A 22,254-nucleotide genomic window follows, 5' to 3' on the forward strand; every position below is an offset into this window, starting at 1 on the left:
GTTGAAGAAATGCGTTTTAGAACGGCCGGGATTCACCCCGGCCGTTTTGCTTTGCGCAGGCCTGTTTTCCGCATCGCATTCCCCCGGCTGCCAGCCTACACTGGTAAAAAGTGCGCTACCAGGAATCCCATGAGCCCTTGCACAATCCACCGCCTCGCCGAACAAGCGCTGCTCTACAGCGTGGCGCCCCCCGCATCGCTAGAGGTCCAGCGCCGCATCTGGGCGATGGCAGCCCGGGCGGAAGCATGGCGCGGGGTGGTCGACGTGGTGCCGGGCATGAACAACCTGACGGTGATCTTCGACGGCAGCGCCGATGTCGAAGCGCTGGAGCGCAGCCTGAAGCAGGCCTGGGCCTCGGGCGAGGCGCGCAACACCACCGGCAAGGTGGTGGAGATCCCGGTGCGCTACGGCGGCGGGCATGGGCCGGACCTGGCCGATGTGGCCGCGCATACCGGGCTGTCGCCGCGTGAAGTGGCGCGCCGCCATGCCGCCGGCGAGTACGTGGTCTATTTCCTGGGTTTCCAGCCCGGCTTTGCCTACCTGGGCGGGCTGGTGCCCGAACTGGCCACGCCGCGCAGGCGCGAGCCGCGGCTGGCGGTGCCGGCCGGGTCGGTCGGCATCGGCGGCGAGCAGACCGGCATCTATCCGGCGGTGCTGCCGGGCGGCTGGCAGCTGATCGGCCACACCGATATCGAACTCTTCGTCGCGGATCGCGATCCGCCGTCCCTGTTGGCGCCCGGCGATACGGTGCGTTTTGTCGCCGAGGAAATCATCGCGTGATCGAAATCATCCGACCTGGCGCGCTCGCCTCGGTGCAGGACCTGGGCCGTACCGGCTTTCGCCGTTTCGGCGTGGGCAGTTGCGGGGCGATGGATAGGCTGGCCGTGGCGGTCGGCAACCGGCTGCTGGGCAATTCGCCCGAGTGCGCCGTCATTGAATTCACGCTGGGCCGCGCCGCAGTGCGCTTCCATTCGGACATGCGCGTCGCGCTGGCCGGAGCCGAGTGCGGCGCCACGCTGGACGGCACGCCGGTATGGTCCTGGCATGCCTTCGACGCGCACGCGGGCAAAGTCCTGGTGCTGCCGCCGGCGCGCGGCGGTACGCATGCCTACCTGTGCGTGGCCGGCGGCATCGCCGTCGAGCCGGTGATGGGCTCGCGCAGTACCGACCTGAAAGCCGCCTTTGGCGGGCTCGACGGCCGTGCGCTGCAGGAGGGCGACCGGCTGCCGGTGGGACGCGCGGGGCTGCCGGCCGATGGCGACTGGATCGGTGTCCAGGCGCCCGCGTGGGCCTTGCCGGCCGACGCCGCCGGCAAGGCCACGCCGGTGAGCATGCTGCCGGGGCCGGAGTATGAGGACTTCGAGGCGGAATCGCAGCAGGCGCTGTGGCAGGCCGACTGGGTCGTCACGCCCAACAGCAACCGCATGGGCCTGCGTCTGAATGGCCCTGCGCTGGCGCGCCGCGCCGAGCGCAGCGCCGACCTGCTTTCGCACGGCGTGGTGCCCGGCGTGATGCAGGTGCCGCCGGCGGGGCAGCCGATCGTGCTGATGGCCGATGCGCAGACCACCGGCGGCTATCCCAAGATCGGCGTGGTGATCGGCGCCGACATGTGGCGGCTGGCGCAGGTGCCGCTGGGCGCGGCAGTGCGCTTCGTGCCGGTGACGCTGGCGCAAGCCGCCGCCGCTCAGGCGGAGCTGGACCGCTACCTGCGCCAGATCGACCAGGCGCTGCAATGGCAGGGCGACGGCATGGCCATCGCCGCGCGCCGGCGCACGCTGAGCCGCGCGGCGGCCTGAGCCGGGAGCGCCTGAACCCATCGACAGAAGGCGGTACCGCGGCTTCTCGCCGCACCGCCCGGGAGAATGGCAATGGAAATCGACCTGAACGCCGACCTCGGCGAAGGCTGCGGCAACGACGAGGCGCTGCTGGCGCTGATCAGTTCCGCCAACGTAGCGTGCGGCTGGCACGCGGGCGACGCCGCCACCATGGTGCAGACGGTGAAGTGGGCGCTGCAGCATGGGGTTGCCATCGGCGCGCACCCGAGCTATCCGGACCGCGAGAATTTCGGCCGGACCGAGATGCAGCGCGACCCCGAGGACGTCTACGCCGACATGCTGTACCAGATCGGCGCGCTTGAGGCGATCGTGCGCGCGCAGGGCGGCGAACTGCACCATGTCAAGCCGCACGGCGCGCTGTACAACCAGGCCGTGCGCGATCCCGCGCTGGCCCGCGCCATCGTGCGCGCGGTGCGGGACTTCGATGCCGACCTGGTGTTCTTCGGCCTGGCCGGCAGCCAGATGATCGACATCGCCAGGGAGGCCGGACTGCGCGTCAAGCAGGAGGTGTTTGCCGACCGCGGCTACAACCCCGATGGCACGCTGGTCAGGCGCGGCACGCCCGGCGCGCTGCACGAGGACGAGGAAGTCGCGCTGAACCAGACGCTGACCATGGTGCGCGAAAAACGCGTGCGCGCCATCGACGGCACCTGGGTGCCGATCCAGGCCGAGACCGTCTGCCTGCACGGCGATGGTGCCCATGCGCTGGCCTTTGCGCGCCGCATCCGGGACCGGCTCACAGCCGAGGGCATCGCCATCCGCGCGGGCAACTAACGGCGGCGCCCGCAGTCACGCAGTCACGCTGTCACGGCTCCTGCGTACCGGCCGCGGCCGACTCGCGGCGCGCCGCGGCCTTCTTCATGGCGTGGCGGCGCAGGCTGACCTGCTCGAAGCGCCAGATCACATAGCAGAACGCCAGGAACGGCCAGAGCCACCCCAGCCATTGCGCCAGGCTGTTGAAGTGGATGAAGCGGCCCATGCGCCAGCCCTGCTCGGAAATCCATGCATAGGGATTCGACGGCAGCACGTTGGTCAGCACCACCAGCGTGAACAGCGCCACCATCGCCAGCACCGCGCGTAGCCAGCGCGGCAGGTACAGCAGCAGCGCCAGCACCAGTGAGCTGGTCAGCAGCGCGAAGCGGCCGCCTTCGGACAGCCAGTTGAAGGCGCTGTCGGCGGGAAACTGCAATTCTGCGGCGGCGGCCTTGATCAGCAGCGCGGCGGCCAGCAGGCCGGCCAGGATGCGCAGCATCGGCGCGTTGCGGCGCATGGCGATCGAGGCGAACAGGCCGGTGCCGATCCAGCTGCTGGCGGTCACCAGCGATTCCAGCAGCTGCTGGCTTTGCATGTCCTCGGGCCGCAGGCCGATGTGGACCTGCCACGCCTCCAGCCGAGGGAACAGCATCTGCAGCACCTGCATCGGCCAGGATTCGGGATCGGTCAGCCATTCGCGCACGATGCCGCCCATGCCGAACAGGTGCTCCTGCGGGAAGATCTGCGCGAACGGCCACAGCATCAGCAGGATGATGGCAAAGCTGGCATGCGGCTCGAACCACGCGTGGCGCAGCCGGGTCAGCCGGCCGTCGTCGATCAGCGCATGCGCGAACGGCGCCACCATCGCGCCGCCCAGCAGCGCGCCCAGCGCATTGGTGATCAGGTCGATGTTGGACGAGATCCGGTTCGGCAGCCAGGTCTGGAAGGCTTCCATGCAGGCCGACAGCAGCGCGCCGGCGCACAGCGCCACCAGCGTCGCGCGCCCGCCCGACATGCGCGGATGCAATGACAGCACAACCAGCGCCCCGAAGGGGACATAGCCGATGACATTGGTCAGCAGGTCGAAGTCGGTGATATAGCGCGGCTTGGGCGCGGTGACGAAGGCGAACGGCGAGATGCCGTTGTCGACCCAGCCCGAGAACGGGTAGAGGCTGGCATACACCACCAGCAGCGTGAAGCAAAGCAGCCCCACGCGGGCCAGCGGCGAATATTGCGGGCCGGAGGGTTCGGTCACGATCACTACCGCCGCCGGTTGGGCTGCCGGTTGGGCTGCCGGATGCGCTGCCGTTTGCGTCATCGGCTGCGCGGCGGGTGCCGGGGGCGGTGCGGAGGGCGGCGGGGCAGCCGGCTCCATGGCAAATCTCCTTGTCTCTCTTACTTTAGCGGTAGCGTGGCGGTCCAGTCGAGCAGCGCGGCGATGGCGGCATCGCTGGCATCGGCCAGCGCCTTGACCCCGCCGGCGCCGTCGGCGCTGGGTGCGGGCCGGCGCGCCTCGAAGGTCTGCTGGCCGAGCTGGCCGTGGTGGTACACGGTGGCGCGCAGCCGCACCACGCCCTGGCTGGTGGTGGCGCTGTCGAATACCTGTTCGAAGGCCAGCAGGTCGACCTTCAGCCCTGGCACGCTGGTGTCGCCGGACCAGGCCAGCCTGCCGCGCGCCGACACCGACTCGCGCAGGCGCTCGTCGAACAGGCGTGTCGGCGACATCACCCAGCGCTGCGTGGCATAGGGTTGCAGCCGCTGCGCCTGCGCGTAAAGCAGGCGGTAGTAGAGCGCATTGCCTTCGAGCCAGTCGGGCCCGTCGGTCTGCGATACGCGCAGCCTGGGCAGCGGCGCGGGCGCTGCGCCGGCAGCGTTGCCCGCCGTGCCGGCAAGCGCGGCGGACGGCCCCAGGTCATACGTGACGGTCGGCGTGCCGCGCGACAGCGCGCAGCCGGACAGCACCAGTGCGGCGCCGGCCAGCGCCAGCAGCGTGGCGGCGGTGCGGGAGCCGCAGTGCTGGCGTGAATTCTCGGTGGCAGGGATCACGGCGAAGTCTCGGCGGTTGTCGTTCTCTGGCATGGCGATGGGTCGTCGTTACATCAGGGCGCGCTGAAACCCGGCTCCCCCGGCCCTGGCGCGGGCGCCGGCGCGCCGAACAGCACGCTGGTCGGGCTATCGTTGAACTGGCCGGCGGCACGCTCGAAGCTGCGCGCGGTCTGGCGCGCATCGCGCGCAAGCCCGTTGAGCTGCGGCAGGGTCTCCTGGCTGAAGGTGCCAGCCGCGGTCTGCACCGACGCCGCCGCGCCCTGCAGGTCGCGCCCGACGCTGTCGACCGTGCGCAGCACCGTGCCGTTGGGGCTGGCCAGCTCCTGCGTCAGGCGCCGCGTCGATTCCAGCGTGGCGTTGAGGTTCTCGGCCACGCGCGGCAGGCGGTTGGCGGCCGGCACCAGCGAATCCGCCAGCTTCGAGTAGTCCTCGGCGGTCTTGCGCACCGAACGGATCGCGGTCATCAGTTCATTGCGGTTGGCGGCCTGGAACATGTCGTTGAGCGAGGCCATCAGCGTCTCGGCCTGCGTCAGCAGCGAATCCCCGCGCTTTTCCAGTTCTTCGAAGAAGCCCGGGCGCATGGCGATCCGCGCCACCGCCTTGGGCGAGGTGGTCAGCGGCGGCGAGGCTTCGGCGCCCGCATGCGCCGCCGTGTCGTCCAGCTGCACGTAGGCGATGCCGGTGACGCCCTGGAAGCCCAGCGTGGCGTAGGTGGTGCGCGTGATAGGCGTGTCCTGGTTGACGCTGATGCGCACGATGATCTGGCCCGGCACCTCCGGATCGAACTTGATCGAGTCCACCTTGCCCACCGCCAGCCCGCGGTATTTGACGTCGGCCTGCGGCCCGAGCCCATTGACTGTGGATCGCGTGACCAGGTCGTACGGCACGCGCACGGCATGGTCGCTGCTGAACCAGAACAGCGCGAACAGTACCAGCACTGCCAGGCCGATGGTGAACACGCCCGCAAGGAACGCGTATGACTTGTTTTCCATCATGCTTCTCCGGGGGGCGCCGGCTGCCCGGTCTGCGGCAGCGCCTGCAAGGCGCGCTGGGCGCGTTCGCCCAGGAAATATTCGCGGATGAAAGGGTGGTCCACCTTTACCACTTCCGGGATCGGCGCGGCGGCGATGACCTTGTGGTCGGCCAGCACCGCGACGCGGTCGGACAGCGCCACCAGCGTGTCGAGGTCGTGCGTGATCATCACTACCGTGAGGCCCAGCTCGCGCCGAAGTTCCCGGATCAGCGCGACGTAGTCGTCCGAAGCCATCGGGTCCAGCCCGGCGGTGGGCTCGTCGAGGAACAGCAGTTCCGGCTCCAGCGACAGCGCGCGTGCCAGCGCCACGCGCTTGATCATGCCGCCGGACAGGTCCGACGGCATCTTGTCCGCATCACGCGCCGACAGGCCCACCAGCTGCAGCTTGAGCAGCGCCGCCCGGCAGATCAGGTTGTCCGGCAGCGCTCGCAGCTCGCGCAGCGGCAGCGCGATATTGTCGATCACCGACAGCGCCGAGAACAGCGCGCCGCGCTGGAACTGCAGCCCCCAGCGGTTGCGCAGCGCCTGCAGCTGCGCCGGGCGCAATTTGGCCGGGTCTTCGCCGAAGACCTTGATGCAGCCCGAGGTCGGCCGCTCCAGCCCGACGATCTGGCGCAGCAGCACGGTCTTGCCGCTGCCCGAGCCGCCCACGATCGACAGCAGCTCGCCGCGCCACACGTCCAGGTTGACGTGGTCGTGCACCACGGCCTTGCCGAAGCGCTTGACCAGGTCGCGCACCTCGATCACCGCGGTACGCTGCGCCGGTGCGGGTGATGCTGCCGGTTCCGTTGGCGCGCTCATATCCCAACGTCCTTGAACAGGATGGCAAACACCGCGTCGGCCAGGATCACGATGGTGATGGAGGTCACCACCGATGCCGTGGTGCCTTCGCCCAGGCTTTGCGTATTGGGTTTGATGCGCAGCCCGAAGTGGCATGCCGTCAGCGCGATCAGGATGCCGAACGCCACGCCCTTGCCCAGCCCCAGCCACAGGTTGGCCACCGGCACCGCGTCGGGCAGCTCGCGCAGGAAGAACGCGGCGCTGATGCCGAGCTGCATGCGTGCTGCCACCATGCCGCCGGCCAGCGCCATCACGTCGGTCCACGCCACCAGCAGCGGCATCGAGACGGCCAGCGCAATCACGCGCGGCATGATCAGCCGGAAGCCATGCGAGATCCCCATCACGCGCATGGCATCGAGCTCCTCGGTGACGCGCATCACGCCGATCTGCGCGGTGATGGCCGAGCCGGACCGGCCCGCGATCAGGATCGCCGCCAGCACCGGCCCCAGTTCGCGGATCACCGCCATGCCGAGGATATTGACGATGAACGTGCTGGCGCCGAACATGCGCAGCTGGTTCGCCGACAGGTACGACAGCACGATGCCGATCAGGAAGCCGACCAGCGCGGTGATGCCGAGCGCCTTGTAGCCGACGTTGTAGATATTGGCCGAGACCTCGCGCCAGGGGCCGCGCTGCGGCATGCGCGCGAAGCGCATCAGGTCGAACGCCAGCTGGCCGAGCATGGTGATGCCGATGGCCAGCTGCACGCCGAACGACAGCACGTTGGTGCCAAGCAGCATAACCGGGTTGAAGCGGTCCACCATGTGCTTCGTCCAGCCTTCGTCCTGCACCGCCGCGATGCGCTCGAACACACGGCGCTGGCCCTCGCTGGCCTCGATCTGCTGCGGCATCTTGCCGTCCCACGCCTGCCACAGCAGCTGTCCGCCGATATGGTCCAGCCGCTGCACCTCGGCCAGCGACCATTGCGCATGCTCCGGCGCCTGCGCCAGGTCGTGCAACTGCGCGCGCAGATGGCGCGCCTGGTGGCAGCCGGCCAGCGCGAGCGCGGTCCAGTCGCCACGCAGCGCTACGCTGACGGTTCCGTCCCCGCGCGTGATATGGAAGTCTGGCGTCGTCTGGCGTTCCAAGGGCTAGCGATGTGATGGCCGAGTCCCGATTCTAAGCCACCCGCCCGGCTGGCGCGACCGCGGCCATGCACGGCAGGGGCGGGCACGGAGCAAGCGCGCGGCGCGGCTACAATGCGGCAGTCGGGCAGGCGCCATGCCTGCCAGTCTTTGCACCACCCTTGCACCACCTTTGCACCACCTTCGCACCACCTTCGCACCGCCGATTGCCACCAGCGCAGCTTCCCATGCCAGACGCCCCTGACACCTCTCTTACGCCCGCACCGGGCCCGTCCGCTCCCTGGCGCATCGACCCCGCCGCCCTGCGTGCCGCGCTGTCGCCGGCACTGCGCGACTGGACGCTGGAACTGGTCGAAGAAACCGGCTCGACCAATGCCGACCTGACCGCCGCGTGCCGCCACGCACCCTGGTCGGATGCCGGCCGGCTGCGCCTGGCCTACCGCCAGACCGCCGGGCGCGGGCGCCTGGGACGGCCGTGGCAGGGACAGGCGGGCATGACCTTCTCGGTGGCGCTGCCGCTCGCGCTGGCGCCGGCACAACTCACCGGCCTGAGCCTGGCGGTGGGGCTGGCGCTGGCCGAGGCGCTCGGCGATGTCGAAGCGCGACTGGGCGCCCGCGTCCGCCTGAAATGGCCGAATGACCTGCAGATCGACGGCCGCAAGCTGGCCGGGATCCTGATCGAATCGGTGCGCGCCGGGCAGAACCGGATCTGGGCCGTCATCGGCATCGGCCTGAACCTGGTGCGCGATGCGCAGATGGAAGCCGCGCTGGGCCGCGAGCTGGCCGGCGTGGCCGAGGCCGTTCCGGGCTTCGACGCCAGCCGCGACGCGGCGCGCCTGCTGGCCGCGGTGCTGGAGCGGCTGGCATCGATGCGTACCGCGTTCCTGGCCCATGGCTTCGGGCCGATGGCGCCACGCTGGTCCGCCGCCGATGCCTACCGCGACCAGCCGGTGCGGCTGCTGCACGACGGCAAGGTGATCGCCGAAGGCATGGCGCGCGGCGTCGACGAGGCCGGCCAGCTGCTGCTTGAAACGCCGGCGGGGCTGGAACGGGTCGCCAGCGGCGAGCTGTCGCTGCGCCCCGCGCCGGGGCAGGAGGATGGCGCATGAGCGTGCCGCAGCTGCTGATCGACATCGGCAACACGCGCCTGAAATGGGCGTGGTGCGAAGCCGGCGCGCCGCTGCCAGCCGGGGCGGGTTTGCCCACGCCGTGGCAGCACGGCGGCGCGGTGGCGCATGCCGATGACAATGCGCTGAAGACCCTGGCCGCCGACCTGCGCGCGCTGCGCGGCAGCGGCCCGATGCCGGCGGTCTGGATCACCAATGTCGCCGGCCCAGTGATTGCCGCCGCCGTCGATGCCGCGCTGGCCGACGCCTTCGGCGGCTGCGCATCGGTGCAGTGGGTGCGCAGCACCGCGGCGCACGGCAACCTGGTCAACGGCTATCGCGAGCCCACGCAGCTGGGTGTTGACCGCTGGGTTGGCGCCATCGGCGCGCACCGCTGGCTGCCGCACGATACGCTGCTGGTGGTGACGGCTGGCACCGCGACCACGCTGGATATCGTTACTGTCGGCGCGGATGGCCGCGCGCGCTTCGAAGGCGGACTGATCCTGCCCGGGCTGGCGCTGATGCTCGGCACGCTGGCGCGCAATACCGCGCAGCTGCCGGTGCTGGGGGTGGAGGAGGTGGAGGGGGCCGGCACCGTGGCCGGCGCGCACCTGCGCTGGGCGGACAACACCCACGACGCCATCGCCGCCGGCTGCGTGGCCGCGCAGGCGGGCGCGATCGAACGCACCTGGCGCGCGCTGGGCGAACGCGGGCCGACGCGCTGCCTGCTGTCTGGCGGCGCACGCACCGCGCTGGCTGGCGCGCTCGCGGTGCCCTTCGAGATGCACGATAATCTGGTGCTGCTCGGCCTGCATGCGATGGCGTCGGCCGAGGCTTAGTGTCCATCGCCTTCACCACCGAATCCCGCACGCTCCCGCAGCCGTTCCAATGCCCGCCCCACGCGTCCTGCGCATCGCCCTGCTGTTGCTGCTGCTCGCCAACGCCTTGCTGGTGGCCGCGCTCGCCGGCCTGTTCGGCGCCAATCCGCTCGGGGGCTGGTTCGGCACGCCGCGCGAGCCGCACCGGCTCGGGCAGCAGGTGCGCTCCGAGCGCCTGCTGTTGCTGCCGCCGGCACCTTTGCCCGCACCAGGTGCCGCGCCGCGCGGCACCTTGCCGGTGGTCCGGCGCCAGGGCTGAGGGTGCGGCTCAGCCGGCCTGGCGGACCTTGGTCAGCAGCTTGGTGGTGGAGCGGTCGTGCAGGAAGGGGATGGCATAAGCCTGGCCGCCCCAGCTGCGCACCAGCCGGGTTTCTTCCAGCCTATCGATGTCATAGTCGCCGCCCTTGACGTAGATGTCGGGGCGCACCAGCCGGATCAGCTCGACCGGCGTCTGCTCGCGGAACATCGCCACCAGGTCGACCGACGCCAGCGCGGCCAGCAGCGCCATGCGGTCCGATTCATGGTTGAGCGGGCGGTCGTCGCCCTTGCCCAGCATCTTGACCGAGGCATCGCTGTTGACGCCGACCACCAGGCTGGCGCCCAGCGCGCGCGCCTGCGCCAGGTAGGTGGCATGGCCGCGGTGCAGGATATCGAAGACACCGTTGGTGAACACCAGCGGGCGCGGCAGCGCGGCGATGCGCGCGGCCAGCTCGGCGGGGTTGTCGGCGGGAGTCAGCTTGGATTCGAAGGCGGGTAGGGACATGGGTCATGGATCGGATGGTGGAGGCCGGCGCTGGCGGTGCCGGCACGCTTGCCCGAATGGTACCCCGTCCGGTGAGGTTCGCCGTCCGTTCAGCGCTGCTCGCCCGGCCGGTGCCACCACCGATGGCGGCGGGCGCCAACAAAAAACCTCGCCGCAGCGAGGTTTTTATCGGGGTGCAGCAAGCCGCCGGATCAGGCCTGTGCCGGCTGGGCGCCGCCGGAGCCTGGCAGGCGGGCGTTCAGTTCCTTGCGGTAGCGGTTCAGGTCCTGCACGCTTTCAAAGGTGCGCTCGAACAGCAGCGACATATTGTGCAGGATCCGTTCGATGACCTTCTTCTCCCAGCCTTCGTCGAAGCGGATCTGCTCGTCCAGCCATTTCTCCAGCCAGTCCGGGTCGGGCAGGCGCGACTGCACGGTGTCGTTGGGGAACAGCGCCTTGTTGACGTGCAGGTTGGTCGGGTGCAGCGGCTTTTCGGTGCGGCGCGCCGATGCCATCAGCACGCCGATCTTGGCGAACGCGGCGCGCGCGGTGTCGCCGAACTGGGCCAGGTATTTCTTCATGTAGCGCAGGTAGGCGCCGCCGTGGCGGGCCTCGTCCTGCGACAGGGTGCGGTAGATATGCTTGATCACCGGTTCCGAGTGCCATTCGGCGGCGCGGCGGTACCAGTGGTTCAGGCGGATCTCGCCGCAGAAATGCAGCATCAGCGTTTCCAGCGGCGGCGCCGGGTCGAATTCAAAGCGCACTGCGTGCAGCTCTTCCTCGGTCGGCACCAGGTCCGGGCGGAAGCGGCGCAGGTATTCCATCAACACCAGCGAGTGCTTCTGCTCCTCGAAGAACCAGATGCTCATGAACGCCGAAAAGTCGGAATCGTGGCGGTTGTCGCGCAGGAACATCTCGGTCGCCGGCAGGGCCGACCATTCCGTGATCGCGTTCATGCGGATGGTCTTGGCCTGGTCGTCCGTCAGCAGGCTGGCGTCGAAGGTATCCCAGGGGATGTCCTTGTCCATGTGCCAGCGGACCGCTTCCAACGATTTGAACAGTTCGGGGTAGAGCATGGTAAGCCTTTGAAATTACGGCGAGATTCTACCAGATGCGAATTATTCTCTTCCCCTTTTTTAGGGCGGATGGGGGCAATTGCAACGACTTTTGCAGAGGCTTGGCGCAGCCCGCTGCATATTGCGGGCGATCAGCGGCTCGGCGCGCCGGCCAAGTGCCAGCAGCGGCGCCTGGAGGAAGGGCGCTCAGGCCGCTCAGGGCGAGAGCGCGTCCTCGGGCGTTGCGGCGGGTGCAGTGCCCGGCACTACGCCGTACAGGAACGCGGCGAGCTCGGCGGCCTGCGCTTCGGCGTCGCGCTCGCCCAGCGCCATCAGCGCCCGCGTGAACTCGGGCTCGAACAGCAGGTAGCTGGCGAAGGCGGCGCCGCGCGCCTCGGTACCGCCCAAGGGCGCCAGCAGCGCGCGCACGGTGCGCGGCAGCTGCTTCTGGTGCTCGGCGGCGAGCGCTTCGATCGGTTCGCTGGGAGAGATCGTCATCACCTGCACCGGGCGCCATCCTTCCCGGTCGCCGGCGATCTCGGGCATGCGCGCCAGCAGCCGGTTGATATGCAGCAGCCTCTCCAGGTCGGCATTGAGCCCGTCCAGGAAGATGCTGGCCAGCGCCTGCCCACCCACCTGTGCCAGCGACGGGTAGCCGCCGGCGGGCACGGTGTCGAACCAGCCCGAGCGCTGGCGCGAGGCCGCGCCGATCGCCAGGATGCGTGACGCGCCCAGGTGGATCGCCGGCGACAGCGGCGACATCTGCCGCATGGTGCCGTCGCCGAACCACTCGTGATGGCCGTCGATCTCGAGCGGAACCGACGGGAACAGGAACGGTATCGACGCGGAGGCCAGCAGGTGGTCGACCGTGATCGGCGCCGGCACCGCGATGCGCTGGCTGCGGTGCCACGGATGGATGCGGTGGTGCGACTGGTAGAAGGTGACATGGCGGCCGGTGCTGTAGGACAGCGAGGTGACCGCGAACGCCTGCAGCGCGCCGCTGTCCAGGCTGGCCTGCACCCGCGCGGGATCGAACAGCTCGCCCAGCATGCTGCCTAGCGGCGTGTTGTCGAACAGCGCCCGCGGCGCCCTGCGCTGCGTGGCCCAGCCCAGCGCCAGCGTCGACAGCCAGCGCGCGCCCGATATGCCCACGCGCAGCACGTCGGTGCGGTAGACGTCGTCGGCATGGATGCCGTGCCACAGCGCGCCCAGGCTTTGCGTGGCGGCCTGGAAGTCGCCGGCGTGGATGGCCAGCCCGGCACCGTTGATCGCACCCGCCGAGGTGCCGGCGATGATGCCGAACGGCAGCCCGCCATGCGCCTTGCCGTGGCGCGCGGCGATGCGCGCCAGCCCGCACAGCACGCCGGCCTGGTAGGCGGCGCGCGCGCCGCCACCCATCATGATCAGCGCGGTGGCGGCGGGGTTGGGGCCGTTAGGACCGTTAGGGGTGCCAGGGGCGCCAGGGCCGTTGTGCGGGGCTGGATGGTGTCCTGGCAGGGGATCGCGGTGCATGGCGGGGGCGCGGCGTAGCGACAGATCAGGCGGTGCGGCGATCTGTCATTCGTTGCCGTCCTTGGCAGCATCGTTGCCGTTGGGCGTGGCGTTGGCCGTCTTGCCGGCGGCGGGCTTCTTTGCCGCGGGCTTCTTCGCGGCGGACTTCGCGGCGGACTTCGCGGCGGACTTTGCAGCCGATTTCGCGGCGGACTTGGCCGCTGACGTGGCTCCGGATTTCGCCGCACCCGTGGCGCCGCTCTTTGCCGTGGCACTCGCCCTGGCGCCATTGCCGTTGCCAGCGGCCTTGCCTGGCGTGGTTTTGGCGGCGGGCGTGGCGCCTGGCTGTGCCGGCGTGCCAGCGGCGCCGAAGGCGCCCATGTTGAACGGTGCGATGCTGGCCGCGGCGGCGCTGCTGGCAATCTGGCTGAACTGATGCTGCAGCAGGTCCCACCACACCGCGGCGTTGGGTGCTGCCTCGGGCGCCGCCTCGGAGGACGCATCTCGCGCTGCCTCGGCCGAGGGCTCGGGAGCCGGCTCGGGCTCGGCGCCGGGCCGGGGCGCAGCCTGCGCCGCGGGCGCTTCTTCGCGCAGCCCTGCGCTGCCGGTACCGGTGTCGGCGCCGGCGCGCTGCGGCGGCGCTGCGCTGGGCGCAGTGGCGGCACGCGCCACGTTTTCCATTGCCGTCTGCATGGCGTCGGGCGATAGCGCGTTGCCGAAGGTCTGCAGCGCCACCAGCGTGGCGCGCTGCACCTCCAGGCCCTGGATCGTGGTGCGCAGCAGGTTGGTGTTCAACTGCAGCCAGCTCTCCACCGCCTTCAGGTCGGCGATGCGCTTGTCGAGGTCATCCAGGTCCATCGGCGGCGTCATCGCCTGCAGCCCGGGCATCAGGCTGCCGGGCATGCCGGCGCCGGCGCCCCACAGCCGGCGCATGAAGTCGAAGCTGTTGGTGAAATCGGGAATCTGTCCGAACATGGTCGCGTGCTCCGTGTGCGGCGCAGCCCGCGCCCGGATGCGGGCCGCGCGGCTGCGTCGTCGTTACCTGAATTGTGGCGGCCGCTTCTGGCGCAGGCTCGCCATGCCTTCGTGCACGTCGGGGCCGGCAAAGCCCATGAATTCGAGCGCCAGCGAGGTATCGAAAGCGGGACCGGCCATGCGCAGCCAGTTGTTGAGGGCGTACTTGGTCCAGCGGATCGCCGTCTGCGACCCTGCCGCCAGCCGGTTGGCAACCTCGAAGGCGCGCGCCACCAGTTCGTCCTCTTCCACCGCCAGCGAGACCAGGCCGATCCGCTCGGCCTCTTCGCCGCTGACCGACTCGCACAGCATCAGATAGTACTTGGCCTTGGCCATTCCGCACAGCAGCGGCCACACGATCGCGGCATGGTCGCCCGCCGCCACGCCCAGCCGGGTGTGGCCGTCGACGATGCGCGCGGTCTTGGCCGCGATCGAGATATCCGCCAGCAAGCCCGCCACCAGCCCGGCGCCGACGGCCGGGCCGTGCATCGCCGAGACCACCGGCTTGTCGCAGTTGATGACGTTGTAGACCAGGTCGCGCGCTTCGTGCCACACGCGCGTGCGGGTCTCGAAATCGTTGGCCATGTCTTCCACCAGGGCCAGGTCGCCGCCGGCGGAAAAGCCTTTGCCCTCGCCGCGGATCAGCGCCACGCGGATGTCGGGATCGGCGGAGACATCGCGCCAGATCTCGGCCAGCTCGCGGTGCATGTTGGCGTCGGCGGTGGCCAGCTTCTGGTTGGCCGACTGCGCCGCGCCCATGATGATCTCGAGGATGGCGCCGTGGCGGCGCAGCGTCAGCGCGCGGTAGCGCGCGTAGCGTTCGGAAAGTTCGGTGGAAGACGCGTCGTTGGGGGCAGTCATGGGTAGCCTGTCAGGTGAGTGGCGCGCAGCTGCGCCGGTTGCATCGTGGATTAACCAACCGATCGGTCGGTAAATTATATGCGCATCCGGCCGCCCATCACCTGCGGACGCTCGCCGACAGGTGCGGCCGGTTCAGGGCGCGGCCACCAGCTGGTCGATTGCACCGAACACCGAATGCCCCTGCGCGTCGAACATCTCGATCTTGACCGCGTCGCCGAACTTCATGAATTCGGTACTCGGCTTGCCATCGTCGATGGTCTCCAGCATGCGCTTCTCGGCGATGCAGCAGTAGCCCTTCTTGCGGTCGACATTGGAAATCGTGCCCGAGCCGACGATGCTGCCGGCGCGCACGTTGCGGGTCTTGCAGATATGCGCGATCAGCTGGCCGAAGTCGAACACCATGTCGGTGCCGCAGTCGGGCTGGCCGACCTTCTTGCTGTTCCAGTGCACCGTCATCGGCAGGTGCACCTTGCGCTCGCGCCAGGCCTCGCCCAGTTCGTCCGGCGTGACGGCGACGGGCGAGAAGGCGGTGGCCGGCTTGCTCTGGAAGAAGCCGAAGCCCTTGCCCAGTTCCGCCGGTATCAGGTTGCGCAGCGAGACGTCGTTGGCCAGCAGCACCAGGCGGATGGCTTCGCCGGCCTGCTCGGGGGTGGCGCCCATCCTCACGTCGCCGGTGATGACCGCGACCTCGGCCTCGAAGTCGATGCCGAAGGCTTCGCTGGCGCACACGATGTCGTCCTGCGGGCCGAGGAAGTCGTCCGATCCGCCCTGGTACATCAGCGGGTCGGTCCAGAACTCGGGGGGCATTTCGGCGCCGCGCGCCTTGCGCACCAGCTCGACGTGGTTGACGTAGGCCGAGCCATCGGCCCACTGGTAGGCGCGCGGCAGCGGCGCCATGCAGTCCTTGGGGTTGAATGCGAACGGATGGCGCGCGCGGCCGGTGTTGAGCGCGTCGTAAAGGTCCTGCAGCTGCGGCGCGTAGAAATTCCAGTCGTCCAGCACGGTCTGCAGCTTGCCGGCGATATCGGTGGCGAAGTGGGCTTGCTTCAGGTCGCGCGACACGACCGCCAGCTGGCCGTCGCGCGAACCGTCCTTCAGGGTTGCGAGTTTCATGGGATGCGATGCGGTAGGGTTGCCTGTCGTTCCCGCCCACGTGCCCTTTGGGTATGAGCGGGAACGACAGTGCTGATTTGGCCGCTAGTCTACCGTGGCCATCGCTCAGTCGACCGTGATGCCCTTGGCCTTGATCAGCTTGCCCCAGCGCTCGCCTTCGGCGCGGGCGTAGGCAGCGAATTCCTCGGGCGTGCTCGACACCGCCTCGACCCCGACGCCTTCCAGCTTCTTCTGCACCTCGGGCGTCTTCAGCGCCTTGACCAGCTCGGCGTTCAGCCGCGTGACCACCGCCTTGGGCGTGCCCGCCGGCGCCACCATGCCTTGCCAGGCGTAGGCCTCGAAGTTGCTCACGCCGCCTTCGGCCACGGTCGGCACACCGGGCAACACGGCCAGCCGCTTGGGCGTGGCCACGCCCAGCGCGCGCAGCTTGCCGGCGCCCACGTTCTGCTGGCCCGAGGCCAGGTCCAGGAACATCAGGTCGACCTGGCCGGCCAGCAGGTCCTGCACCGCCGGCGCCGCGCCCTTGTAGGGCACGTGCGTCATCCTGACCTTGGCCTGGTCCATGAACAGCTCCATGGCCAGGTGGTGCGGGCTGCCTGCGCCGGGCGAGGCGAAGTTGACCTTGCCGGGGTTCTTTTGCGCGTACTCGATGGCTTCCTTCAGCGTGTGTGCCGGGAATTTGGGGGTGGCCACCAGCACCAGCGGGAAGCGCGCCAGCTGGCCGATATAGACAAAGTCCTTGTCGGGGTTGTACGGCAGCTTCTTGTAAAGGGACGGATTGGCCGCCAGCGTGGCGGTGTCGGCGGTCAGCACGGTGTAGCCATCAGGCTTGGCATGGGCGACGGCATCGGCGCCGACGATGGTGGCCGCGCCCGGCCGGTTGTCGATCACCACCTGCTTGCCCAACCCGGGCGTGATGGCCTGGGCCACGGTGCGCGCCACCACGTCGGTTCCGCCGCCGGCGGGGTAGGGCACGACCCAGCGGATTGGCTGGGTGGGCCATTCTTCGGCGTGAGCGGGTGCGCTGGCGGCGATAATGGCGCCGGCGGCAGCCATGGCGGCCAGCATGAGATGGGCATAACGACGCCCGAGGAAGGGACGCAGGGGGCGCATCGGTAGTCTCCGTGTTAAAAAGGGGCCCGGTTCGGCAGGCATCGACACGTGCGCCGCCGGGTCTGTTGCGAAGGAAGTCTACCGACGGCTTAAAAATTGGTAAATCGATTTCGCTATAGTAAATTTACCTACGAACTTGCCCGGATCCCCGGGCGCCGATCTCCCCCGCCGCTGGTCCATGTCACGCATTGCTGAAAACGAAGAAGACGACGCCAAGCTGCGCTCCGGCATCCAGTCCATCGAAGTGGGCTTCAAGCTGCTCCAGGCTCTGGCGGCGTCGCCGCGCGCGATGATGCTGCGCGACCTCGCCGCCGCCGCGGGCATGAACCCGGCCAAGGCACACCGCTACCTGGTCAGCTTCATGCGGCTGGGCGCGGTGGCGCAGGACCCGGTCAGCGGCCGCTACGACCTGGGCGCGTTCGCGCTGCAGCTGGGCCTGGCCGGCCTCAACCGGCTCGATCCGGTGAAGAAGGCGCGGCCGATCCTGTCGCAGCTGCGCGACGAGATGGACCTGACCGCCGGCATCGCCGTGTGGGGAAACCATGGCCCCACCATCGTGCACTGGGAGGAATCCAGCCACCCCGTGACCGTGAGCCTGCGCCTGGGCGACGTGATGCCGATGCTCAACTCCGCCACCGGCCGGCTCTACGGCGCCTACCTGCCGCGCAAGCAGACCCTGCCGCTGATCGAGCGCGAGCTGGGCGCGCGCGGCAACGGCGCCGTGCCGGACATGCCGGCGTCGCTGGCCGAATACGACGCGATCTGTGCCGAAGTCCGCGAGCATGGCGCCGCACGCACGCGCGGCGGTGTGCTGCCCGGCATCAATGCGTTCTCGATGCCGGTGTTCGATGCCAACGGCCACCTCGCCATGGGGTTAATCGTACTGGGCGCGCAGAGCCTGTTCGATGCAGAATGGGGCGGTACGATGGATCGTCGCGTACGCGATATCGCCCAACAGCTCTCATCGGAACTCGGCTACCTTGGTGCCGCCCCACCGGCCGGAGAAACCGGCCAGCCCTAGTCTTCGTGCCCGCCCGGGCCCGGATGCCGCCGTCTGGCGCCGCCGGCGCTGGGTGATCGTGGTTGCGCTGGTGGTGCTGGTGCACGTGCTGGCGGTGGTGGGATTCCTGCGCATGCCGGGGCCGCTGATCCCGCTCGACGTCAGCAACACACCGACGCTGGAGGCGGTCCTGCTGCCGCCGCCCAAGCCACCGGCCCCGCCCAGGCCGCGCCCCGCGCCACAGCCGCGTCCGAAGCCCGCGGCGCCGGTCCCGGCTCCCCAGCCCGAGCCTGAACCGCCGGCCCCGCCCTTGGCGACCAGCCCGCAAGGCCCGGTGGAGATGGCGACCGGGCCGGGCGGCACCGGGACAGCGCCGGCAGCACCTGCAGCGCCCGCGCCGGCGCCTTCCGGCGGTCCGCAGGGCGGCGTCGGCGGCGTCGTCTACAGCGCGCCGCCGCCCGCCACGTACCACTACGCCAGCTTCGTCAACGGCGTGCAGAACCCCGATGGCCTGATCCGCTGGGAGCACGATGGCCGCCGCTACCGCCTCGCGGTGGAAACGCGCGTGCTGTGGTTCCGCTTCGCGTTCCAGAGCAGCGGTGCGATGTCCGAGCAGGGACTGTTGCCGGAACGCTACGAAGAGCACCGGCGCAACAAGGCCGAGTCATCGCGCTTTGATACCGCCGCCGGCACCGCCACGCTGCGCAACGGCGCGCAGTCGCCGTTCCCGCCCGGGTCGCAGGATCGCTTCAGCGTGTTCCTGCAGCTGGTCGGCCTGGTGCGTGGCAATCCGCAACGCTATGTCACCCCCGGTGTGACGGAAACGTTCCAGGTTGCCGATACGCGTGATGTGGAACCGATGCAAGTGCAGTATGTTGGAGAAGAGGATTTCGACACGGGCAACGGCGTGGTACGTGCGAAGCACTTTGTGCGGCTGCCGCGCCGCGCCAATGACCGTCGCCGGGTCGAGCTATGGCTTGCGCAATCGCTAGGCTGGATGCCGGTGCGGCTGCGGCAGACCGAGCCCGACGGCACCCAGATCGAACTGGTGTACCGCGGCAACGGCGGGCAATAGCCACGCACCGCCGCCGGGCGAATGTCAACAATCGTTAAAAAGGCGCCTCGCCCGGGTCAACGTTGCCGAGTTTCGGCGCATTCTTACTGACAGGAGCCTAGCCATGACTGTTGCCACGCCACCCGCCGAAACGCACCGCGTCCATGCCGACGGCGCCGAGCTTTACGTGCGCATCGACGGCACCGACGGACCGTGGGTGATCCTGGCCCATGCACTGGCCGCCAGCCATGCGCTGTGGGACCAGACCGCCAGCCACCTGGCGTCGCGCTATCGCGTGGTGCGTCCCGACCTGCGCGGACATGGCGGCAGCGAGGCGCCGCTGGGGCCCTACACCATGACGCGGCTGGCCGACGACGTGATCGCGGTGATGGACTCGCTCGAAATCCCGCAGGCCCATTTCTGTGGTATTTCGGTCGGCGGCATGATCGGGCAGACGCTCGGGCTGCGCCATCCGGAGCGGCTGCTGTCGCTGGCGCTGGTCGCCACCAACAGCCAGACCCCGATGGAAGCCCACCCGATGTGGCACAACCGCATTGGCCAAGCCGAGGCCCATGGCATGGCCGGCATGGCCGACGCCACGCTGGAGCGCTGGCTGACGCCGGACTTCCGCGCCGCGCATCCCGATGTGGTGGCGCGTATCCACGCCATGCTGGTGGCCACGCCGGTGCGCGGCTACGTGGGCGTTGCCGAGGCGATCATGGCTTTCGATCTCGCCGGCGCGCTTTCCCGCATCCATTGTCCTACGCTGGTAGTAGCAGGAGAGAACGATCAGGGCGCGACCGTGGCGATGGCGCAGAGCATTGCGGCCGCCATCCGAGGCGCCCGGCTGGAAGTGATGCCGCAGGCGGCGCACCTGGTGCATGTGGAGCAGCCCGAACGCTTCCACGCGGCGCTGGACGCGTTCCTCGGCAATGCGGCGTGCGGCGGCCAGTGCGACGTTCCGTGACAGACAACACACTGATGCGCCAGGCTCAAGAAACTTGTAGCGAAGGACGATGCCCAACCTATGTAGGCAGCAATGACGTGGCAACGCAGTGACCTGCTTAACTCCTTGATTTGGCGCAGGTCACCCCAAGTTTGGAGGTAAAGCCGCGGCGCCCCCCTCACGGCAACATCGACGAGGCAAGAATCAAAAGGGCATGCCGCCCAACCATGACGCCCAGGAGGTGTGCCATGCAAATGATCTACAACAGCGACAATTACTGCATCGTCGAGTTCGGTGCGGATGTCGAGCAAGCGCCGCTCGAGTTCGGTGGCTATGAAATCGTCGACAAGAACCTGAAGCGCGAGATTTTCCTTGGCGGGCAGCTGGCTGAAAGCTTCCGCGCCGACGTCAAGCGCCTGATCGAAAGCGAGCCGTCAGTGGAAGAGGTGGACGACTTTCTCGGCAAGTTCGATAACGTGATGACGCATCCGCTGGTGATGCACTGAGCGGCTTTGCGTGGTTGCCGGCCATGGCCGGCAACCCGCCATCGCGCCCGCCCTGGCGGGCGTTTTTGTTTTTGGCGGCCGGGTCCGGCATCCTGGCTCAGTACTGCTCCCACGGCAGCCCTTCGTGGCGCCAGCCGTTGAGCGTATTGCGGTGACGCTGCCCGTCAAGATCGCCTTCGAACCCGTGCAGCACGTTGTAGACGTTGGCAAAGCCCGCGCCCTCCAGCGCCCGTGCCGCCGCCGTCGAGCGGTTGCCGCTGCGGCAGATCAGCAACACCGGCCGCGCCGAGACATGGCCGGCCAGCTTCTTCACCATCTGCACGAAATACGGGTTGACTTCCCAGTCCGGCCCGTCGTTCCAGGGGACGTTGTGCGCACCCTTCGGATGGCCCACGAACAGGTATTCCATCTCGCTGCGGCAGTCGATGAACAGCGTCTCGGGCGAATCGGCCAGCAGGGCCTGGGCGTCGGATGGGGACAGGTGTTGCATGGTCGGCGGGGACAAAGTACGAGGAAGGACGAGGTAGGGCGCGGAATGGCCGGATTGGTGACGGTTACGCCTCTCAGTGTAGGCGGCCAACGACCTGACAGGCAACCGCAAGGCCTTGATACACCTGATAAAATCGTTCCTCTTTGGCCAGCATCGGCCACAGCAGCGCCCGCCGCCGGTCCAATGATCGCGCGCCGGCCGCCTTTCCAGAGTTCCCCGCCATGAGTGCCCCTGAATCCCGCGCGGCCGCGCCGCGCCCCTACACCCGGGCTGCCGAGCTGCCCCGGCTGCTGCAAGAACGCATCCTGATCCTGGATGGCGCCATGGGCACCATGATCCAGCGCTACAAGCTGACCGAGGCCGACTACCGCGGCGAGCGCTTCGCCGAACACAAGGTGGACGTGAAGGGCAACAACGAACTGCTGCTGCTGACGCGCCCGCAGGTCATCAGCGAGATCCACGAGCAATACCTGGCCGCCGGTGCCGACCTGATCGAGACCAATACCTTCGGCGCCACCCGCGTGGCGCAGGAAGACTACAAGATGGCCGATCTGGCGTACGAGATGAACGTCGAGGCCGCGCGCCTGGCGCGCGCCGCCTGCGACAAGTACAGCACGCCCGACAAGCCGCGTTTCGTTGCCGGCGCCTTCGGCCCGACGCCCAAGACCGCCAGCATCTCGCCCGACGTGAACGACCCCGGCGCGCGCAACGTCACCTTCGAGGAGCTGCGCGAGTCGTACTACGAGCAGGGCAAGGCCTTGCTCGAAGGCGGCGCCGACGTGTTCCTGGTCGAGACCATCTTCGACACGCTCAACGCCAAGGCCGCGCTGTTCGCCATCGACCAGCTGTTCGAGGACACCGGCGAACGCGTGCCGGTGATGATCTCGGGCACCGTGACCGATGCCTCCGGCCGGATCCTGTCGGGCCAGACCGTGGAAGCGTTCTGGAACAGCCTGCGCCATGCGCGGCCGGTCACCTTCGGCCTGAACTGCGCCCTCGGCGCCACGCTGATGCGGCCCTATATTGCCGAGCTGGCCAAGATCTGCGACGCCGCGGTGTCGTGCTACCCGAACGCCGGCCTGCCGAACCCGATGAGCGACACGGGCTTCGATGAAACGCCCGAGGTCACGTCGTCGCTGGTGGAAGAGTTCGCCGCCTCCGGGCTGGTGAACCTGGTGGGCGGCTGCTGTGGCACCACGCCCGAGCACATCGCCGCCATCGCCCAGCGCGTGGCCGACAAGAAACCCCGCACCTGGCCCGGCCAGTACCGCGACGCCGCCTGAGCCGGAGCCC

24 protein-coding genes are annotated in these 22,254 nt (G+C 69.1%); 11 read left to right on the forward strand and 13 right to left on the reverse strand.

Annotation, left to right across the window (positions count from 1 at the left end; genetic code table 11):
- Positions 1-129: 129 nt before the first annotated feature.
- The 3 genes from pxpB (at position 130) to pxpA (ending at position 2,609) form a co-directional block, all read left to right on the forward strand.
- A complete protein-coding gene (pxpB, locus tag J8I34_RS18360; protein ID WP_209775901.1) occupies positions 130-780 on the forward strand; it encodes a 5-oxoprolinase subunit PxpB in 651 nt (216 codons plus the stop codon).
- Positions 777-1,796 carry a 5-oxoprolinase subunit C family protein gene (locus J8I34_RS18365; RefSeq protein ID WP_209806651.1) on the forward strand — a complete coding sequence of 340 codons (1,020 nt, stop codon included), beginning with the start codon at positions 777-779 and terminating at the stop codon, positions 1,794-1,796. Before pxpB ends, J8I34_RS18365 begins: the two co-directional genes overlap by 4 nt.
- Positions 1,797-1,868: 72 nt before the next feature.
- On the forward strand, positions 1,869-2,609 hold the full coding sequence (gene pxpA / locus J8I34_RS18370; protein ID WP_029047780.1) for a 5-oxoprolinase subunit PxpA: 741 nt from the start codon (positions 1,869-1,871) through the stop codon (positions 2,607-2,609).
- Positions 2,610-2,640: 31 nt separating this feature from the next.
- Here the strand turns inward: pxpA and J8I34_RS18375 are convergent, their stop codons facing one another.
- Genes J8I34_RS18375 through J8I34_RS18395 form a run of 5 tightly spaced genes read right to left on the reverse strand, consistent with a single transcriptional unit; the run spans position 2,641 to position 7,595 of the window.
- Positions 2,641-3,963 (reverse strand): VanZ family protein, encoded by a 1,323-nt coding sequence (locus J8I34_RS18375; RefSeq protein ID WP_029047779.1) that lies wholly within the window; start codon positions 3,961-3,963, stop codon positions 2,641-2,643.
- Between the two features lie 20 nt (positions 3,964-3,983).
- Positions 3,984-4,667, reverse strand: a complete 684-nt coding sequence (locus J8I34_RS18380; protein ID WP_029047778.1) for an ABC-type transport auxiliary lipoprotein family protein — start codon at positions 4,665-4,667, stop codon at positions 3,984-3,986.
- A gap of 20 nt (positions 4,668-4,687) precedes the next feature.
- Positions 4,688-5,629 (reverse strand): MlaD family protein, encoded by a 942-nt coding sequence (locus tag J8I34_RS18385; RefSeq protein ID WP_035877830.1) that lies wholly within the window; start codon positions 5,627-5,629, stop codon positions 4,688-4,690.
- Entirely contained in the window at positions 5,626-6,468 is an 843-nt protein-coding gene (locus tag J8I34_RS18390; protein WP_029047776.1) for an ABC transporter ATP-binding protein, read from the reverse strand. The genes J8I34_RS18385 and J8I34_RS18390 overlap by 4 nt, the downstream gene beginning before the upstream one ends.
- Complete coding sequence (locus J8I34_RS18395; RefSeq protein ID WP_156914392.1) at positions 6,465-7,595, reverse strand: MlaE family ABC transporter permease; 1,131 nt, start codon at positions 7,593-7,595, stop codon at positions 6,465-6,467. The genes J8I34_RS18390 and J8I34_RS18395 overlap by 4 nt, the downstream gene beginning before the upstream one ends.
- A 224-nt stretch (positions 7,596-7,819) precedes the next feature.
- Here J8I34_RS18395 and J8I34_RS18400 point away from each other — a divergent pair, with 224 nt between their 5' ends.
- From J8I34_RS18400 to J8I34_RS18410, 3 genes are read left to right on the forward strand one after another with little or no spacing between them, the layout of a single operon-like run.
- Complete coding sequence (locus J8I34_RS18400; protein WP_029047774.1) at positions 7,820-8,701, forward strand: biotin--[acetyl-CoA-carboxylase] ligase; 882 nt, start codon at positions 7,820-7,822, stop codon at positions 8,699-8,701.
- Positions 8,698-9,537, forward strand: a complete 840-nt coding sequence (locus tag J8I34_RS18405; RefSeq protein WP_209806652.1) for a type III pantothenate kinase — start codon at positions 8,698-8,700, stop codon at positions 9,535-9,537. The genes J8I34_RS18400 and J8I34_RS18405 overlap by 4 nt, the downstream gene beginning before the upstream one ends.
- Before the next feature lie 49 nt (positions 9,538-9,586).
- Positions 9,587-9,835 (forward strand): hypothetical protein, encoded by a 249-nt coding sequence (locus J8I34_RS18410; protein WP_209806653.1) that lies wholly within the window; start codon positions 9,587-9,589, stop codon positions 9,833-9,835.
- Positions 9,836-9,844: 9 nt separating this feature from the next.
- On the opposite strand, the gene rfaE2 is transcribed toward J8I34_RS18410, so the two are convergent.
- The 7 genes from rfaE2 to J8I34_RS18445 form a co-directional block, all read right to left on the reverse strand.
- Positions 9,845-10,339: a D-glycero-beta-D-manno-heptose 1-phosphate adenylyltransferase gene (rfaE2, locus tag J8I34_RS18415; RefSeq protein WP_029047772.1), complete on the reverse strand. Its 495-nt coding sequence runs from the start codon at positions 10,337-10,339 to the stop codon at positions 9,845-9,847.
- Positions 10,340-10,530: 191 nt separating this feature from the next.
- Positions 10,531-11,394, reverse strand: coding sequence for a ferritin family protein (locus J8I34_RS18420; RefSeq protein WP_029047771.1), 864 nt, complete (start codon positions 11,392-11,394; stop codon positions 10,531-10,533).
- 195 nt (positions 11,395-11,589) lie between these two features.
- Positions 11,590-12,885, reverse strand: coding sequence for a patatin-like phospholipase family protein (locus J8I34_RS18425; RefSeq protein WP_209806654.1), 1,296 nt, complete (start codon positions 12,883-12,885; stop codon positions 11,590-11,592).
- A gap of 45 nt (positions 12,886-12,930) precedes the next feature.
- The gene (locus tag J8I34_RS18430; protein ID WP_209806655.1) at positions 12,931-13,839 is read right to left on the reverse strand and encodes a PhaM family polyhydroxyalkanoate granule multifunctional regulatory protein; all 909 of its coding nucleotides are present in this window, start codon (positions 13,837-13,839) and stop codon (positions 12,931-12,933) included.
- Between the two features lie 63 nt (positions 13,840-13,902).
- The gene (locus J8I34_RS18435) at positions 13,903-14,739 is read right to left on the reverse strand and encodes an enoyl-CoA hydratase/isomerase family protein (RefSeq protein ID WP_029047768.1); all 837 of its coding nucleotides are present in this window, start codon (positions 14,737-14,739) and stop codon (positions 13,903-13,905) included.
- Positions 14,740-14,871: 132 nt separating this feature from the next.
- On the reverse strand, positions 14,872-15,852 hold the full coding sequence (locus J8I34_RS18440) for a fumarylacetoacetate hydrolase family protein (RefSeq protein ID WP_209806656.1): 981 nt from the start codon (positions 15,850-15,852) through the stop codon (positions 14,872-14,874).
- Positions 15,853-15,957: 105 nt separating this feature from the next.
- Complete coding sequence (locus tag J8I34_RS18445; RefSeq protein ID WP_371748098.1) at positions 15,958-16,956, reverse strand: Bug family tripartite tricarboxylate transporter substrate binding protein; 999 nt, start codon at positions 16,954-16,956, stop codon at positions 15,958-15,960.
- Positions 16,957-17,152: 196 nt separating this feature from the next.
- Here J8I34_RS18445 and J8I34_RS18450 point away from each other — a divergent pair, with 196 nt between their 5' ends.
- The 4 genes from J8I34_RS18450 to J8I34_RS18465 all read left to right on the forward strand — a co-directional run bounded on the left by J8I34_RS18450 (position 17,153) and on the right by J8I34_RS18465 (position 20,471).
- Positions 17,153-17,986, forward strand: coding sequence for an IclR family transcriptional regulator (locus J8I34_RS18450; protein ID WP_029047765.1), 834 nt, complete (start codon positions 17,153-17,155; stop codon positions 17,984-17,986).
- 58 nt (positions 17,987-18,044) lie between these two features.
- Complete coding sequence (locus J8I34_RS18455) at positions 18,045-19,040, forward strand: DUF3108 domain-containing protein (protein ID WP_029047764.1); 996 nt, start codon at positions 18,045-18,047, stop codon at positions 19,038-19,040.
- A 103-nt stretch (positions 19,041-19,143) separates the two neighbouring features.
- Positions 19,144-19,986, forward strand: coding sequence for an alpha/beta fold hydrolase (locus J8I34_RS18460; RefSeq protein WP_209775893.1), 843 nt, complete (start codon positions 19,144-19,146; stop codon positions 19,984-19,986).
- A gap of 227 nt (positions 19,987-20,213) precedes the next feature.
- The gene (locus J8I34_RS18465; RefSeq protein WP_012351433.1) at positions 20,214-20,471 is read left to right on the forward strand and encodes a BTH_I0359 family protein; all 258 of its coding nucleotides are present in this window, start codon (positions 20,214-20,216) and stop codon (positions 20,469-20,471) included.
- A 97-nt stretch (positions 20,472-20,568) separates the two neighbouring features.
- Here the strand turns inward: J8I34_RS18465 and J8I34_RS18470 are convergent, their stop codons facing one another.
- The gene (locus J8I34_RS18470) at positions 20,569-20,961 is read right to left on the reverse strand and encodes a rhodanese-like domain-containing protein (protein ID WP_209806657.1); all 393 of its coding nucleotides are present in this window, start codon (positions 20,959-20,961) and stop codon (positions 20,569-20,571) included.
- Positions 20,962-21,182: 221 nt separating this feature from the next.
- Here J8I34_RS18470 and J8I34_RS18475 point away from each other — a divergent pair, with 221 nt between their 5' ends.
- The gene (locus J8I34_RS18475) at positions 21,183-22,244 is read left to right on the forward strand and encodes a homocysteine S-methyltransferase family protein (protein WP_209775892.1); all 1,062 of its coding nucleotides are present in this window, start codon (positions 21,183-21,185) and stop codon (positions 22,242-22,244) included.
- Positions 22,245-22,254: the final 10 nt, after the last annotated feature.

The organism is Cupriavidus phytohabitans (assembly GCF_017815025.1).
Lineage (GTDB): Bacteria > Pseudomonadota > Gammaproteobacteria > Burkholderiales > Burkholderiaceae > Cupriavidus.